This window comes from Pelagimonas varians (assembly GCF_003208435.1).
In the GTDB taxonomy this organism is placed as follows: Bacteria; Pseudomonadota; Alphaproteobacteria; order Rhodobacterales; family Rhodobacteraceae; genus Pelagimonas; species Pelagimonas varians.
The window spans coordinates 276,505-291,832 of sequence record NZ_QKMF01000001.1 but is presented as its reverse complement, the minus strand read 5'-3'; the positions used below and the strand labels follow the sequence as shown (position 1 = coordinate 291,832).

Genomic DNA, 15,328 nt, shown 5'->3' with positions numbered 1-15,328 from the left:
AGATACGGGGCCAAACCTGAAAACACGCGCACCGCCCGCCAAAGCCCCCCGGCCTGGCCTTGCGTCAAAATTGCGCAATTACCGCAGCAATGTGCCGATCCCAGTGCCGCGTTTCATCTCGGCCGAGCCAAACCGGCATAATTGCGATTTGTCCTTAGGGTTAACGCCCTGCCCGGACAAAAACGCCTCTGCCTTGCTGCGCATACGCCGTTTTTCCGACTTCGACGTCACATAGTCTTCGATTTCTTTTTTGCTGTAACCCATCGAAAGCGCCAAGGCCTTCAAATCCTCAAGCCGGCCCAAGGCACGAAACATGCGTGCGCTAATACCATTGCACTGCTTGCGAATCTCGTCAGCGATCGCGACCTCCATCAGGGAATCATCAATCGCGGAGACTTTGCTCAGCGGAACCTTTGCCAAGGCGGGGCCCGCTAGGGGAAAGGTCAAAGCAAGGACAAGGGTAAACACAACAACGGGAATCGGGCGCATCGGCGGCCTCCAAGGTTACTAAGTCCCCCAAACATGGGTGCAACCTGTTGTGTTATTCAATATCAGCGGGCTATTTGCCTGAAAATCGGCAAGTTTCGACCAATCGAGGCCAGTTTTCCGCCTATGCGTCGCGGCATGTGCCCATATAGGTCACGCTATCATTTTCAATCACAAGTGCGGCTGGATCTGTATCCGGGCCAACCTGCCAGTCGATTTCAGACGTACCAAAGTATTCAATACAATGACGAATACCTTTGTATTCCGCGGCCTCACGTGCGCCGTCGAATGACTTCGAAACGGGTTTGACCGTTGAAACAAAATGCTGGCGCTCCGTATTCGCATCTTGCGCCTTGGCTTTGCCGCCAAACCGGATGCCATCAAACATGGGATCATTTTTATGCGACAGCAGGCCAATGTTCGAACACCCAGAGACCGCGAGCCCCATCATTACTAAAATTGCAAGACGTTCCATGATTGGCCTCCTCTGCACAGCGGCGCGAAATTGCGGCTAAAAGCTGTGATGATACTCTAAACGACATAAATCAATAAGCCAAATGAATGTCTTGGCAACAATCAGTTTTGCGTTTGCGTGACAATAGGTCAAGCCTACAGAGTTCACAAACGCATTCGGTTTGCATGGGATAGGACGCAGACTCAAAACGGGGACACAAAATGCCCCCGCCTGATACGTCTTGGAACTGTCTGTTACTCAGCCGCGATTGCGCTGACTTTTCCGGACTTTTGAGCTTTGATCCGGTCTTCAATTTCCTCGCGGAAGTTGCGGATCAAACCCTGAATCGGCCAAGCAGCCGCATCGCCAAGGGCGCAAATTGTGTGGCCTTCGACCTGCTTGGTCACGTCCCAAAGCATATCGATTTCTTCGACGTCTGCTTCGCCGCGCACCAAACGATCCATCACGCGCATCATCCAGCCCGTGCCTTCGCGGCAAGGGGTACACTGGCCGCAGCTTTCATGTTTGTAAAACTTGGACAGACGCCAGATCGCTTTGATTATGTCAGTCTGTTTGTCCATGACGATCACCGCCGCAGTCCCAAGGCCGGAGCCAAGTTCGCCGCGCAGGTAGTCGAAATCCATGATCGCGTCTTTCATGTGCTCACCGCGCACACAAGGTACCGACGACCCGCCGGGAATTACTGCCAGCAGATTGTCCCAACCGCCGCGAATACCACCGCAGTGCTTCTCGATCAGCTCTTCGAAGGAAATCGACATCGCCTCTTCAACAACACATGGGTTGTTGACGTGGCCGGAAATCGCAAACAGCTTTGTACCCGCGTTGTTCTGACGGCCAAAGCCCGCAAACCATTCAGGGCCGCGGCGCAAAATAGTTGGAACAACTGCGATTGATTCGACATTGTTCACCGTGGTCGGGCAACCATACAGGCCAGAGCCCGCAGGGAATGGCGGTTTCATCCGCGGCATGCCCTTCTTGCCTTCAAGGCTTTCAAGCAAAGCGGTTTCTTCACCGCAAATATACGCGCCAGCTCCATGATGCAGGAACAAATCAAAGTCCCAGCCAGAGCCAGCAGCGTTCTTACCCAGCAAACCCGCTTCATAGGCTTCGTCGATTGCCGCTTGCAGCGCTTCTTTTTCGCGGATGTATTCGCCGCGAATGTAGATGTAGCATTTGTTGGCCTGCATCGCGAAAGAGGCGATCAAGCACCCTTCGATCAGCGTATGCGGATCATGGCGCATGATTTCGCGGTCTTTACAGGTGCCTGGCTCGGATTCGTCTGCGTTCACCACCAAATAGGACGGGCGACCGTCGCTTTCTTTTGGCATGAAGGACCATTTCAGACCGGTCGGGAAACCCGCCCCGCCGCGACCACGCAGGCCCGACGCCTTCATTTGATCAATGATCCAATCGCGTCCGTTTTGAATGATCTTCGCAGTCCCATCCCAATGGCCGCGCTTTTGCGCGCCGGCCAGTGTCCGGTCATGCATTCCGTAGAGGTTGGTAAAGATCCGATCCTGATCCTGAAGCATAGCCACCCTAGTCCTTGTCTTTCTGGCGATCCCGCCAGAGTCCGTAAATCATCCATATCGCCATTGCGAATCCGGCCAAAGCCAAAAGATCAAACAAGACGCGTGTGCGCTGGGTCCAATCCAACGCTTGCCCAAGGGCGGTCATGGCGATCCAGCCAATCGCAACACCTGCAATCACAAGCGAAATCGCCCGTCCCTGCCGTGCCTGATTGGCCTTATCGCGCATGTCCGCCCCCAAGGTTTATGCCGTTGCCAGTTCTAGGGCCTGTTCGACCCATTCATTGCGCGACGCACGGCCACGCACACCAGCGATATTTTCGTCAACCCAAGCGGTTTGAACATCTGTCCATTCCGCGATCTGGTCGTAGTGGTAGATGCCCGCCTCTTGCAAGGCCAAAGCCAACTTGGGGCCAACACCTTTCAATTGCGTTAGGTCATCCGGCTGGCCGTTACGCGCCGCCTTAAGCATCGCAGGCTTGTCTGCATCGGCTTTGGTCTCTGCCTTTGGCGCGACCTTGGCTGCGGCTTTGATTTCCGGCTTGGCTTCAACTTTGGCCGCGGCCTTTGGTACGGGCTTGGTCTCTGCAACCACTGCGGCAACGGGCGCGGCAGGTTTCGAATCAACAGGTTTGGCTTTTGCAACCGGCTTGTCAGCGACAGGTGCAGCAACGATTTTCGCCGGAGCCACCGGGGCAGCAGCCTCGGGCTTCACAGCGACCGGCTTTGCAGCAACAGGTGTTTCGGCGACCAGCGCTACAGGTTTCGCAGCGACGTCTGCAACGGATTTCTCTGGCGTCTTTGGTGCAGCTTTTTTGGCCAATGGCTTGGCAACCGCGGCTTTCTTGGCCACCGCAACAGGGGCGGCTTGGGGTTTGGCAGCAGGTTTCGCTGCCGGAGTTGTCTTCAAAGCAGTCACGCCAGCAGTCCAGCTGTTCCAAGGCAACATCGCCAAACGCATCATCGTTTCGCTCGATTGTCCGGCGATACGGGTTTGCAGTGCGAATGCACGGGCAACAGGTGTAAAATCTGGTGTCATCTTCATCATGGGGGTCGTAATGGTCACGTCATCGCTCCAAGCAATTAAAAAGCGCAGACCGTCTGCGCAATTAAAGCCCCGTTCCTCCCCAACAGTGCCGGTTTACGCCTCGCATACTGCAGCGCAGCACGCAAGACATAGTGGTGTCGCAGGGTCCTAGTAGACCCCGCCTTTGTCAACGCGTTTCGAGAATTCCGTCTCGCCGCCCGCTGCCAGTATTTTTGCCTGCTCAACCCAGTTGTCACGGGTTACCCGGCCTTTGAAACCAACCAGATTGGCGTTGGCCCAAGCGACTTCATCTTCGTTCCATGCTGCAATCTGGCTAAAGTGATAGACGCCAAGACCATGGCACACTTTTTCAAGCTTCGGTCCGATGCCTTTGATCTCTTTGAGATTATCCGCACCGCCTTCACCCGGCCCGTCCAACAACGCAGGGCGCGTGCCCTCTTCGGTGCCTTCCAAAATGCCGTCGCCGTCATAGTCTTTACCAGCATCAACCGCAGGGCTTTCATCCGCTTTGGGCAAAGCATCGCCGCCCTCATAGCGCCAAGTGCCCTTTTTTTCGGCAAGTTCAGCCTGACCGGCCAAAGCTGTTGACGGTTTAACAACAGATTCGGCTGCAACCGGAGCGTCCGGGGCTTGCGCCGCCTCAGTGGTCTCTGTCTGAGGCGCTTCGCCGCCTTCGTAGCGCCAATCGCCTTTTTTACCGGACAATTCGTCTTGCCCTGCCAGAGCGGCGGTTGGCTTTACAACCGTATCTGAAGCCTCGACCTCTGACTCTTTAACATCCGCAGCTGCGTCAGCCGCTTCCGCCACAACGGGCGCGGCTTCAACCGGCTTTTCGGGAACTGCAGCCACCGGCTCAGCCACAACCGGCTGTGCAATCGGGGCTGGGGATGGCGTCACAGCCGCCGGTTCGGCAGAGGCAACCGCTGCGTCAGCGACATTGCCGGATGCACCAATCGCGGGAACGGGAGCACAAAATAACCACGTGAACAGCAGCCCAAGCAGCACCGCTGCCAAGATCCCAAGGATCAAACCTGCCATTACACCCTTGCCAGCCACAGCAATCAGGATCAGTGCTGTCACAACACCGATCACCCCTGCCGCTGACCAACATTTCATCGGGCATCCCTGCCCGCCAGTCACGTTGCTCATCTTCGAATCTCCCTATCCGCGTCTATGCACATCTAGTCTTTATAGATGTCGTCCTTTTTAGCACGGGTAGCAAATTCGGTTTCTTCCCCTGACGCAAGGGTTTTGGCTTGCGCCACCCATTCGTCCCGAGTCGCGCGGCCCTTGAAACCTTCAAGGTTTTGATCCACCCAAGCCAACTCGCTCGCCTTCCAGGACGCGACTTGGTCAAAGTGGTAGAACCCCATGGAATTAAGCATTTTTTCCAGCTTTGGGCCAACGCCCTTGATCAGTTTCAGATCATCTGCACCGCCCTCTCGGGCTGCGTCCAAAGTCGAAGGTTTCTCACCTTCCGCCTGCTCTGAAGGGGTGTCCGCGACATTGGTCGTAGCCGCAGGTTTTTCGGCTTTTTGACCCTCTGACGCAGGTTTATCGCCGCCTTCATAGCGCCAGGTGCCTTTTTTCCCAGCCAGCTCCGCCTGACCGGCAAGTGGTTTAGACGCTTTCAAAAGCGGCTCGGCGGGGGCTGTTTCCACGGTCTCTTCGGCCACAGCAGCAGGTTTCACCGCGGGTGCCTTAGGGGCCGTAGCTGTGTTTGCAGGTGTCCCGACCGAGGCAATCGCCGCCTCTGCGCCGCCGTCAGACTGATCTTCCCAACCTTGAATAACCGGAACTTCTGTGCCGTCGATCCGCTTGATTGTATCACCGATTTCGGCTGCAAGTTGCGCCGAGGCATTCAGCTTGATCGAGCCATTCACAAATTCCGTCAGTGACGAAATCCCAGAAGACGGCTCTGCCGCAAAACGTCCATTTTGCGGACCAACCTGAGGCACTTTTCCAGCGGCCATATCATCCAGTAACTGACCTAGCTTTTCGGCGGTCAGATCTTCGTAATAATCTTTGCCGATTTGCGCCATCGGAGCATTGGTACAAGCGCCCAGACATTCGACTTCTTCCCAACTGAATTTGCCGTCGGCTGACAATGCGTGTGGCTTGGCGGCAATCTTGTCTTTGCAAACCGCCATCAGATCTTCTGCGCCGCAAATCATACAAGACAGCGTACCGCAAATCTGGATGTGGGCGACGGATCCAACCGGTTGCAGCTGGAACATAAAGTAGAAAGACGCCACTTCGAGCGCACGAATATAGGCCATGTCCAGCATGTCCGCGACATATTCAATAGCGGGGCGGGTCAGCCAGCCTTCTTGTTCTTGCGCGCGCCAGAGCAGCGGAATAATCGCGCTGGCCTGACGGCCTTGCGGATACTTGCTGACCTGACTTTGGGCCCAGGCCAGATTGGCCGGTGTGAATTCAAAGCTTTCAGGTTGTTCGGAGTGCAAACGACGCAGCATATCTTTGGTCTTTCGGTTGGCTATCCGGACAAAGGTCAACGCCCGGTGACTGTTTGTTTTCATGCCAAAGGATGCCGCGCACCCTTTGGCGAATTGGGATTACGCCGCTGTGGGCGCGCAGGCACCAGTGACAAGACGGACACCGCCGCCTTCCAATGCCACAACTTCTTCGGTCGAGAGTTTGTATTGACCGATTTCAATGATTTTTTCGCGTGTCAGGCCCGTTTGCAATTCAACAGGCAGGTAATCAGACTCGGACCGAAGATCGCACCCGATCGAAGCCACAGCCGCATCATAGGCGACCAGATCTTCGTCGGTCACATCTTTGGGGGGCATCACACAGGCCGTTGTCAAAGCCATTGCAGCAAGAGCGGGAACGAGTTTCTTCATCTTCAGCCTTTCTGGGCATTCTTTAAGTCACACTGGGCGATATCAACGCCCGTCACTGACACTCGGTAAACGTGGCGGTCATGGCATCGCGGTCCAAAACAATGCGGCCTTGCTCTACCATTGCGTCTGCCGCGGGTTCAGACAAATGTTTGACAGCCTCGAAGGATACATCAGTGACCGGACCGGTATAGCCGGTTGAACGCGCCAATTGATGCGCCACCTCAGCGATAAAGGCATCTTCGCCGCCATTAAAATCGATCACACAGCCCATTTCGGTAAAGGCATCAACAATCGCGGGCGTAAAGGCGGGTTCGGGAAGAGTTTCCAGACCAGCGACAAAACCGGCTTCCAGCGGACCATCTGCTGATGATGAATCATTCAACGCAGCCGCAGCCAAAGGTCCAAGAAACGGAATGCACGACCTCAAAACCAGATGGGTGGCCTTTTCGCTGTCATCGACATCGCAAAAGAACCCCTGCCCAGCATTGTTCACCAAAAGCCCGCCATCCAAGGCAAGCCCCGAGATTTCAAACCCCAAGGTTTCGTCAAACACAGGAATCCCTTCCGCCGAAAGCGGAAGGGCCATAGCGGCCGAAAGAAGGACCGCCGCCCGTATCATCATCTGTCGATTTCCCCAAACACAACGTCCATGGTACCGATGATCGCCGCAACATCAGCAAGCTGGTGTCCCTTGGCCACGTGATCCATGGATTGCAGATGCAAGAACCCGGGTGCCCGTAGTTTTGCACGGTATGGTTTATTGGTGCCATCCGAGACCATGAACACGCCAAATTCGCCTTTGGGCGCTTCTACGCAGGCATAAACTTCACCAGCAGGAACTTTGAACCCTTCGGTGTAGAGCTTGAAGTGGTGGATCAGGCTTTCCATCGAGGTTTTCATATCCGCGCGCTTCGGAGGTGTGATCTTGCCACGGGCCAGAACATCGCCCTGCCCTTCGGGGGCATTCAGCTTTTCAATAGCTTGCAGGATGATCGACACCGACTGGCGCATTTCTTCCATGCGGACAAGATAACGGTCGTAGCAATCGCCGTTTTTGCCGATAGGCACCTGGAACTCGAATTCATCGTAGCACTCATAGGGCTGCGAGCGGCGCAAATCCCAAGCAAGGCCGGAGCCGCGCACCATAACACCGGAATAGCCCCAATCGAGGATCTCTTGTTCAGAAATCACACCGATATCGCAGTTCCGCTGCTTGAAAATCCGGTTTTCCGTCAGCAAGCCGTCGATATCTTCGAGTACAGCCGGAAACGTCCCGCACCATTCGACGATATCATCCAACAGTGCCTGAGGCAGGTCTTGGTGGACACCGCCGGGGCGGAAATAATTGGCGTGAAGACGGGCACCGCATGCGCGCTCGTAAAAGATCATGAGTTTCTCACGCTCTTCAAAGCCCCAGAGCGGCGGCGTCAGCGCCCCCACGTCCATCGCCTGCGTAGTCACGTTCAACAGGTGGTTCAGTACCCGCCCAATTTCCGAAAACAGCACGCGGATCAAAGAGCCGCGACGCGGGACTTCGACACCGGTCAGCTTTTCAATCGCCAGACACCAAGCATGTTCCTGATTCATCGGGGCCACGTAGTCGAGGCGGTCCAGATAAGGCAGGTTTTGCAAATAGGTCCGGCTCTCCATGAGCTTTTCGGTCCCGCGGTGCAGCAGGCCAATATGCGGATCTGCACGTTCAACAATCTCGCCGTCCAGCTCAAGCACCATGCGCAACACGCCGTGTGCCGCCGGATGCTGAGGCCCGAAGTTGATGTTGAAATTGCGGATTTTCTGTTCGCCCGTCTGGGCGTCGTCGAAACCTTTGGAGCCGTCCATCATTTCGCCTCTTCTTGCTTCTCATCACCGGGCAGCACGTATTTCGCGCCCTCCCAGGGAGACATGAAATCAAACTGACGGTATTCCTGAACCAGTGAAACGGGTTCATAGACGACGCGTTTCAGCTCTTCGTCATAACGCACTTCGGTATAACCGGTGGTTGGGAAATCCTTGCGCAGCGGATAGCCACGGAACCCGTAGTCGGTCAGAATACGGCGCAGGTCGGGGTGGCCGGAAAACAGCACGCCGAACATGTCAAAAACTTCGCGCTCGAACCAGTTGGCCGAGGGGTGCACATCCACAATCGACGGCACCATTTCATCTTCGCGCACCGACACCCGCAACCGGATGCGGTGGTTTTGGTACATCGACAAGAAGTGATAGATGATGTCGAACCGCTTGCCGCGCTCCGGGAAATCGATTCCGGTGATATCCACCAGTGACGAAAATTTGCAGTTCTGGTCGGTTTTTAGGAACTCAACAAACCCTTTGATATTGGCCGGAGCCACATCAACAGTCAGCTCGTCAAACGCGATGCTATAGCCAAGGACGCAATCGGGGCGCTTGGCTTCGATCAATGCGCCCAGTTCTTTAAGTGCTTCGGTCATCGTACAAGAGTCCCCGTCCGGCGGATTTTCTTTTGCAGCGTCATCAGGCCATACAGCAGCGCCTCAGCCGTAGGCGGGCAGCCCGGCACATAGACATCAACAGGCACAATGCGATCACAGCCGCGCACAACCGAATAGCTGTAGTGATAGTAGCCGCCGCCATTGGCGCAGCTGCCCATCGACAACACATAACGCGGTTCCGGCATCTGGTCATAAACCTTGCGCAATGCCGGAGCCATTTTGTTGGTCAGCGTTCCAGCCACAATCATCAGGTCGGACTGACGGGGGCTGGCGCGCGGGGCAATCCCATACCGTTCGGCGTCATACCGCGGCATTGAGGTGTGCATCATTTCAACCGCACAGCAGGCCAACCCGAAGGTCATCCAGTGCAGCGAGCCGGTGCGCGCCCAGTTAATGATGTCTTCCGTCGAAGTCAGCAGAAAACCTTTGTCCTGCAGTTCGCGGTTGATGGCCTGAGTGGCGACTTCTTTGTCCGCGCCAACCTGGGTCCCTGTCATCACTCCCATTCGAGCGCCCCTTTCTTCCATTCGTAAGCAAATCCGATGGTCAATACTCCGAGGAATACAATCATTGACCAAAAGCCCACCATCGAGATGTCCTGCAACGCCACCGCCCATGGGAACAGGAAGGCAATTTCAAGATCAAAGATGATAAACAAGATCGCAACGAGGTAAAACCTGACGTCGAATTTCATTCGGGCGTCGTCAAATGCGTTGAATCCGCATTCGTAGGCCGACACTTTTTCCGGGTCCGGGTTCCGCACCGCAATCAGAATCGCAGCGAATAGAAAAACAAGACCAATGGCTACGGCAATGGCCGTAAAGACGAGGATGGGAAGGTATTCCCGCAGCATCTCTTCCACGAGGCGGCTCCTTCTAAGGCGCGAAAACGCGCAAATCGGTTCAGGCATGCCTTAGCCCTATGGGCAGGCAGGGTCAACAAGGCGCAGAGATATTCAATAGTTTGATATCAACCACGAACAGAGGCCCAACTTTCATTTGTACCTATTAATAACAAGCACTTACTACAGACACCACAGTCCAGTTCCAGCGTAAGGCGCGCGCATGCGTCGCGGAAACAGATTTCTTTGCCTGCCTCACTTCAACCCAGATCTCCGGTTGCGATCATCACATGCGCCGAAAATCCGGCCATAACGGTCATTATCGGACCCCAAACGGCCCGCTCTTTGGCGCTGGGGGTGATCCAGTTCAAAATTGCGCTTATTGTCATAACAGCAAGGGCCACCCACCCTGCCTTTCGCGACCAGTTCAGCCCCGGAAAGCCGGCGGCAGACACAATTGCCAAACCACAAAACACCAAAATGGGAATCGATACGGCGGCAATAACGCGGCCACTCAGCGGCAAGGCTCCGCGATTCTGGCCTCCTTGGGTGAATTCCCCCAAAGGTGCACCTGCGATCAGCGCGATTTGAAAGAAACAGATTGCGATACAACCTGTCGCAAATAAATGAGCAATCTGAGTGGTCATAATGCCCCCGTTTCGAAATAGCTTCGATCTATGGTATCCTAGACGACATCCCGCGGCAATTTCCCAACCTGTTTTTTGTAGGAGCCCCGATTTATGACCCAATTTATTGCAATTTTCACCTTGTTATCAAGCATGACAGCCCTTTTTTCGCAGCCATTGATGCCACCAGCGAAGTCTTCAAATCCGCCCGTGGTTCTGGCGGAAAACCAAACACAAACCAGATCCCAAGGCCATGACTGCGACGGCGAAAGCCAGGAACTCGGGATAGCCCCCATCGCAGGCGGATTTCTGGAATTGCCAGAAAACGTCCGCCATATTCGCTTTGAGCGCGACATTGCCCTTTGCGCAGTCGCCGACCGCGTTGAAATTATAGGAACGCCGCCACGCAGTTATTCATGTGAAGACATACGCGACAGCGTCGACGAAGGAGTCGGAGTGGACTTTTTGTCAGCCGATGGCACGCCGCACCACCTTTGGCTGCACATCAATCCTGAAAACTCTCCGCAGGCGCTCGAAATCGGTCTCTATAAGCAAGAGACCGAAGTCTATTGGATTGTCTCCAAAATCGCGGTCTGTGCCGAATAGACTAGCGCAGCCAGGCGGGTTTGCGTTTGTCGAAAAAGGCTCCGATTCCCTCTTGGGCTTCGGCCCCTTCCCACCGATCGACGAGCCCTTGAATGGTCTGATCAATAATCTCTTCGGTGATGGGTTGGCCAAGCCAGCGGGTAAAGCGCTTGGCCTCGGCCACCGCGCCCGGAGCTACGGAAAGATAGGGGGCGACTTCGGCTTCGACAGCGGCGTCCAGTTCATCCGCAGGCACCGCCTTGGCCAATAGGCCCAAGGTCACCGCCTCATCGGCCTTGAAGATGCGCGCAGACATAAAGACCCGCCGCGCCATAGCTTCGCCCAAGCGGGCCAGAACATAGGGGCCGATGGTGGCCGGGATCAGCCCCAGCTTGGTTTCCGTCAGGCCAAATTTGGCCGTGTCGACGCCAATCGCCACATCACAGACCGACGCCATACCAACGCCGCCGCCAAAGGCCTGCCCCTGCACGCGGCCAATCAACGGTTTTGGCAGCTCGTTCAGCGCTTTGAGCATCATCGCCAGTTTTTTCGCCTCGACAAAGCGTGTCGCGGCATCCGCTGCCATCTGGTCTTGCATCCAACGCAAATCACCACCCGCGCAAAAACTGCGGCCTGCGCCGGTCAGAATAACCGCCCGCACGGTTTCATCCGCGCCCAACTGCACCGCCGCCTGTGTCAATTCGGCGATCATCTGCGCCGACATGGCATTGTGTTTTTCGGCACGGTCCAGCGTCAGCGTTGCCACACCGCGATCATCCGTCTGGATTGCTATCGTTTCAAACATCTAGGCATCTCCTCGCATCGCGCGGGCCATTGCTGCGGCTTGCATTAAAATGGTGCGGTCGAGACCGGTTTCATACCCCAAAGCCAAGACGCGATCATGCACCGCCTCGGTGGCCACATTGCCCGCGGCACCGGGGGCATAAGGGCATCCACCCAATCCGCCGACCGCCGCATCAAACACCCGCAGCCCCTTTTCCAAAGCCACTTCGATATTAGCAAGCGCCTGCCCGCCCGTATCGTGAAAATGCCCCGCCAGTTGCGTTGCCGGTAGCTCTTGCAACACGGCAGCTAACATTGCGGCGATCGCTTCGGGCTTGCCGCGCCCGATCGTATCACCCAGCGACACCTCATAGCAGCCCATATCGCGCAAGGCGGCCACAACACGGGCCACCGAGGCGGGATCTATGGCCCCGTCATATGGGCATTCCACAACGCATGACACGTAGCCCCGTACCGGCAACCCTGCCGCCTTCGCCGCTTCGGTCACAGGTTTGAACCGCTCCAGACTTTCGGCAATGGAGGCGTTGATATTGGCCTTGCTGAACCCTTCGGAGGCCGAGCCAAAGATCGCAACCTCGTCTGCCTTGGCGGCAATCGCGTTTTCCAAACCCTTCATATTCGGGGTCAGCGCCGCATATGAAATGTCTGTGGCGCGCGTAATCCCGGCCAGCACCTCGGCACTGTCCGCCATTTGGGGCACCCATTTCGGGCTGACAAAACTGGCGCATTCGATCCGTTTGAAACCGGCACCGCTCAGGCAATCCACAAGCGCGATTTTATCCGCAGTTGGGATTTCCCGCTTTTCGTTTTGCAGACCATCACGTGGACCTACTTCAAATATTTCAACATATTGCGACATGTTCTTTATCCTATGCCCGAGCGATCAGGTTATTCTTCGGGGACCGGATAGAAATCACGGTCGTAGAATTCTTGTGGGCCTTCCTTAGCCAAAGCCGTTTGATAGGCTGGCCGCGCCTCAAGCCGTTTTCGGTAGGCCAACAGCTTTGGGAATTCCGAGCAATCGACGTAGAACGGAACCGCATACAGGTTAAAACCCATCATGATATCCGCCCCCGAAAAGCCTCCGGGCAGCAGGAAGTCATGATTGCCCAAACGCGCCTCCATTCCGGCCAGTGACTGGCGCAGGCGCGCTGTGTTTAGCTTGATCACAATGGCGCTTGGCTTGGCAGGTGGGCGCAAGAACACGTGGTTGAGGTTCAACTGCTCGACCAAAGATGCCATGGTTTCGGAATAATGCAGCCACTGCAAAAAGGCCGGACGTTCTGGATCACCAACAGGGCGGCCGAACTGCGGCCCGTGGGTCTCGATCAGGTGCTGAACAATCGCGCCGCTTTCGGCCATGACCAAATCACCGATTTCAATTGCTGGCACACGGGTGGCAGGCGACAAAGCGTCCAGCCCGCCCTCACGCATCGAGCGATCCCCGATCTTATAGTTCACAACATCATAGCTCAGGCCCAGCTCTTCGAGCAGCCAAAGAACCCGAAACCCGCGTGAATACGGAACATTGTGGACGCGAATGATCTCTTGAGTCATGGAACCTCCCTTTCGTTTGATCGCATGCCCCTGTCAGCGGGACATGCAATGCGTTTAGCCCTCTGCTTCGTCTTCCAGACGGATCAGCGGGGCCCCCGCCTCTACTTGGTCCCCACCCGAAACCAGAACTTCGGCAATCACGCCGTCGCGGCCGGCCAACATGGTGTGTTCCATTTTCATGGCTTCAAGAACGGCCAGTTTGTCACCTTCGGATACGGCTTCACCAGCAGACACATGCACAGAAACCACCCGTCCCGGCATCGGGGCAAGGGTCAAGGTTGCATCCGCACCGCCAGCGGTATCGCGCGCCAACGGGTCAATTATGCGGTAGCTGCGGCCATAGTCTGCGAACACAGTGATATCATCACCGGCCACAGCAAATTCGGGTGCCCGTTGTCCATTCAACGTCCAACCCGCATCGCTGCGCTGTGCAGTAATCGTGTCGCCGCCGGTGTCAATCAGGCAGGTGTTTGCTCCCGAAAGGCGCAGCTGTACCTCATGCGCCTCTCCGGCCTCTTCGATCAGAACTGTGCGGCGCAAGGGCTCCCATAAAGTGAAACCACTCAAAGTCTGCTCTGGCTCTGTCAGACCGGCCGCGATCAGGGCAGCCAAGCCCCGTGCAACCAGATTGACCCCGGGTTGTTGTACCAATGCCTCAAGGTCGCGGGCAATCAGGCCTGTATCCACTTCGCCGCGGCCAAATCCTTCGTGTTCGGCCAAGGCACCGAGAAAGGACAGATTGGTCACTGTGCCCGCCACTTGCGTATCACGCAAGCCGCGTGCCAATTGCCGCAAAGCCACAGCGCGGGTTGGTCCGTGGACAATCACTTTGGCAATCATCGGATCGTAATGCGGGCTAATGGTATCACCAGAGCGCACACCGCTATCGGCGCGCACCCCTTCCGGAAAGGACAAATGCGCAAGGCGGCCCGTGGCAGGTAAGAAACCGGCTGGAACGTCCTCGGCGTAAAGACGCGCCTCGAAAGCATGTCCATTGATTGACAATTCGTCTTGTTGGGCAGGCAGGCTTTCGCCCGCGGCAACCCGGATTTGCCATTCCACCAGATCAACACCGGTGATCAGTTCCGACACGGGATGCTCGACCTGCAAACGCGTGTTCATTTCCATGAACCAGAACCCGTCCGGACGCAGGCCATTTGCCCCGTCAACAATGAATTCCACCGTCCCTGCCCCTTTGTAGCCGATGGCTTCGGCGGCACGGACAGCCGCGTCCCCCATAGCCTTGCGGACTTTTGGGGGCATATCCGGCGCTGGGGCTTCTTCGATGACTTTTTGGTGGCGGCGCTGCAACGAGCAATCGCGCTCAAACAGATGCACCGCATGAGTGCCATCGCCAAAGACCTGCACTTCGATATGACGCGGTTTTTGAATGTATTTTTCGATCAACACATGATCATTGCCAAAGGCGGTACGCGCTTCGGACTGAGCGCTTGTGAGCCCATCGAGGAAATCCTTAGGGTCTTCGACCAAGCGCATCCCTTTGCCGCCGCCGCCAGCAACGGCCTTGATCAAGACCGGATACCCAATGCCATCAGCCGCTGATTTCAGATGCGCAGGGTCCTGATTTTCGCCCATATAGCCCGGGACGATCGGCACCCCCGCATGGTCCATCAGCCGTTTGGCAGCGTCTTTTAGTCCCATAGAGCGGATCGCATGGGCCGAGGGGCCAACAAAGATCAGACCCGCCGCTTCGACCGCGTCTACGAAATCCGGGTTTTCGGACAGGAAACCATAGCCCGGATGGATCAATTGCGCTCCGCTGGCTTGGGCCGCCGCGATGATGGCATCGCCGCGCAGATAGCTTGCGGCGGGTGCTGCTTCGCCGATGCAAATTGCGGTGTCGGCCATCGCAACGTGTTTCGCACCTGCGTCAACGTCAGAATGTACAGCCACAGTGCGCAGCCCCATTTTTGAGGCTGTTTCGATGACGCGGCAGGCAATTTCACCGCGGTTGGCGATCAAGATAGTATCAATCATTGTCGGTCTCCTCGACCACGTGGTGCAAGCGAGGGGCCAGCCCC

The 15,328-nt window shown here is 56.2% G+C and carries 19 protein-coding genes; 1 reads left to right on the top strand and 18 read right to left on the bottom strand.

What is annotated here, in order from left to right; translation table 11 throughout:
• Positions 1-78: 78 nt before the first annotated feature.
• The 14 genes from C8N36_RS01435 to C8N36_RS01370 form a co-directional block, all read right to left on the bottom strand.
• Positions 79-489 carry a DUF5333 domain-containing protein gene (locus C8N36_RS01435; protein WP_097802736.1) on the bottom strand — a complete coding sequence of 137 codons (411 nt, stop codon included), beginning with the start codon at positions 487-489 and terminating at the stop codon, positions 79-81.
• A gap of 121 nt (positions 490-610) precedes the next feature.
• Positions 611-961, bottom strand: coding sequence for a hypothetical protein (locus C8N36_RS01430; RefSeq protein WP_097802737.1), 351 nt, complete (start codon positions 959-961; stop codon positions 611-613).
• A 233-nt stretch (positions 962-1,194) separates the two neighbouring features.
• On the bottom strand, positions 1,195-2,493 hold the full coding sequence (nuoF, locus tag C8N36_RS01425) for an NADH-quinone oxidoreductase subunit NuoF (RefSeq protein ID WP_097802738.1): 1,299 nt from the start codon (positions 2,491-2,493) through the stop codon (positions 1,195-1,197).
• 7 nt (positions 2,494-2,500) lie between these two features.
• A complete protein-coding gene (locus tag C8N36_RS01420) occupies positions 2,501-2,719 on the bottom strand; it encodes a DUF5337 domain-containing protein (protein WP_097802739.1) in 219 nt (72 codons plus the stop codon).
• 15 nt (positions 2,720-2,734) lie between these two features.
• On the bottom strand, positions 2,735-3,556 hold the full coding sequence (locus C8N36_RS01415) for a hypothetical protein (protein WP_141467919.1): 822 nt from the start codon (positions 3,554-3,556) through the stop codon (positions 2,735-2,737).
• A 129-nt stretch (positions 3,557-3,685) separates the two neighbouring features.
• Positions 3,686-4,687 carry an endonuclease gene (locus tag C8N36_RS01410; protein WP_245910694.1) on the bottom strand — a complete coding sequence of 334 codons (1,002 nt, stop codon included), beginning with the start codon at positions 4,685-4,687 and terminating at the stop codon, positions 3,686-3,688.
• Between the two features lie 32 nt (positions 4,688-4,719).
• Entirely contained in the window at positions 4,720-6,015 is a 1,296-nt protein-coding gene (locus tag C8N36_RS01405) for an NADH-quinone oxidoreductase subunit E (RefSeq protein WP_097802994.1), read from the bottom strand.
• Positions 6,016-6,114: 99 nt separating this feature from the next.
• A complete protein-coding gene (locus tag C8N36_RS01400) occupies positions 6,115-6,405 on the bottom strand; it encodes a hypothetical protein (protein ID WP_097802741.1) in 291 nt (96 codons plus the stop codon).
• A gap of 52 nt (positions 6,406-6,457) precedes the next feature.
• Positions 6,458-7,027, bottom strand: a complete 570-nt coding sequence (locus C8N36_RS01395) for a hypothetical protein (protein ID WP_097802742.1) — start codon at positions 7,025-7,027, stop codon at positions 6,458-6,460.
• Positions 7,024-8,244, bottom strand: coding sequence for an NADH-quinone oxidoreductase subunit D (locus C8N36_RS01390; protein ID WP_176527060.1), 1,221 nt, complete (start codon positions 8,242-8,244; stop codon positions 7,024-7,026). Before C8N36_RS01390 ends, C8N36_RS01395 begins: the two co-directional genes overlap by 4 nt.
• Entirely contained in the window at positions 8,244-8,852 is a 609-nt protein-coding gene (locus tag C8N36_RS01385) for an NADH-quinone oxidoreductase subunit C (protein ID WP_097802744.1), read from the bottom strand. The genes C8N36_RS01390 and C8N36_RS01385 overlap by 1 nt, the downstream gene beginning before the upstream one ends.
• Positions 8,849-9,379: a NuoB/complex I 20 kDa subunit family protein gene (locus tag C8N36_RS01380; protein ID WP_097802745.1), complete on the bottom strand. Its 531-nt coding sequence runs from the start codon at positions 9,377-9,379 to the stop codon at positions 8,849-8,851. The genes C8N36_RS01385 and C8N36_RS01380 overlap by 4 nt, the downstream gene beginning before the upstream one ends.
• The gene (locus tag C8N36_RS01375) at positions 9,370-9,735 is read right to left on the bottom strand and encodes an NADH-quinone oxidoreductase subunit A (RefSeq protein WP_097802746.1); all 366 of its coding nucleotides are present in this window, start codon (positions 9,733-9,735) and stop codon (positions 9,370-9,372) included. The genes C8N36_RS01380 and C8N36_RS01375 overlap by 10 nt, the downstream gene beginning before the upstream one ends.
• Before the next feature lie 239 nt (positions 9,736-9,974).
• On the bottom strand, positions 9,975-10,361 hold the full coding sequence (locus tag C8N36_RS01370; RefSeq protein WP_097802747.1) for a hypothetical protein: 387 nt from the start codon (positions 10,359-10,361) through the stop codon (positions 9,975-9,977).
• A 93-nt stretch (positions 10,362-10,454) separates the two neighbouring features.
• On the opposite strand from C8N36_RS01370, the gene C8N36_RS01365 reads away from it, so the two are divergent.
• Positions 10,455-10,946, top strand: a complete 492-nt coding sequence (locus C8N36_RS01365) for a hypothetical protein (protein ID WP_097802748.1) — start codon at positions 10,455-10,457, stop codon at positions 10,944-10,946.
• A 1-nt stretch (position 10,947) separates the two neighbouring features.
• Here C8N36_RS01365 and C8N36_RS01360 read toward each other — a convergent pair whose 3' ends face one another.
• The 4 genes from C8N36_RS01360 to C8N36_RS01345 are packed head-to-tail and all read right to left on the bottom strand — an operon-like array spanning position 10,948 to position 15,284.
• The gene (locus C8N36_RS01360) at positions 10,948-11,730 is read right to left on the bottom strand and encodes a crotonase/enoyl-CoA hydratase family protein (RefSeq protein WP_097802749.1); all 783 of its coding nucleotides are present in this window, start codon (positions 11,728-11,730) and stop codon (positions 10,948-10,950) included.
• Positions 11,731-12,588: a hydroxymethylglutaryl-CoA lyase gene (locus tag C8N36_RS01355; protein WP_097802750.1), complete on the bottom strand. Its 858-nt coding sequence runs from the start codon at positions 12,586-12,588 to the stop codon at positions 11,731-11,733.
• A gap of 29 nt (positions 12,589-12,617) precedes the next feature.
• Positions 12,618-13,286 (bottom strand): glutathione S-transferase family protein, encoded by a 669-nt coding sequence (locus C8N36_RS01350; RefSeq protein ID WP_097802751.1) that lies wholly within the window; start codon positions 13,284-13,286, stop codon positions 12,618-12,620.
• A 54-nt stretch (positions 13,287-13,340) separates the two neighbouring features.
• Positions 13,341-15,284 carry an acetyl/propionyl/methylcrotonyl-CoA carboxylase subunit alpha gene (locus C8N36_RS01345; RefSeq protein ID WP_097802752.1) on the bottom strand — a complete coding sequence of 648 codons (1,944 nt, stop codon included), beginning with the start codon at positions 15,282-15,284 and terminating at the stop codon, positions 13,341-13,343.
• Positions 15,285-15,328: the final 44 nt, after the last annotated feature.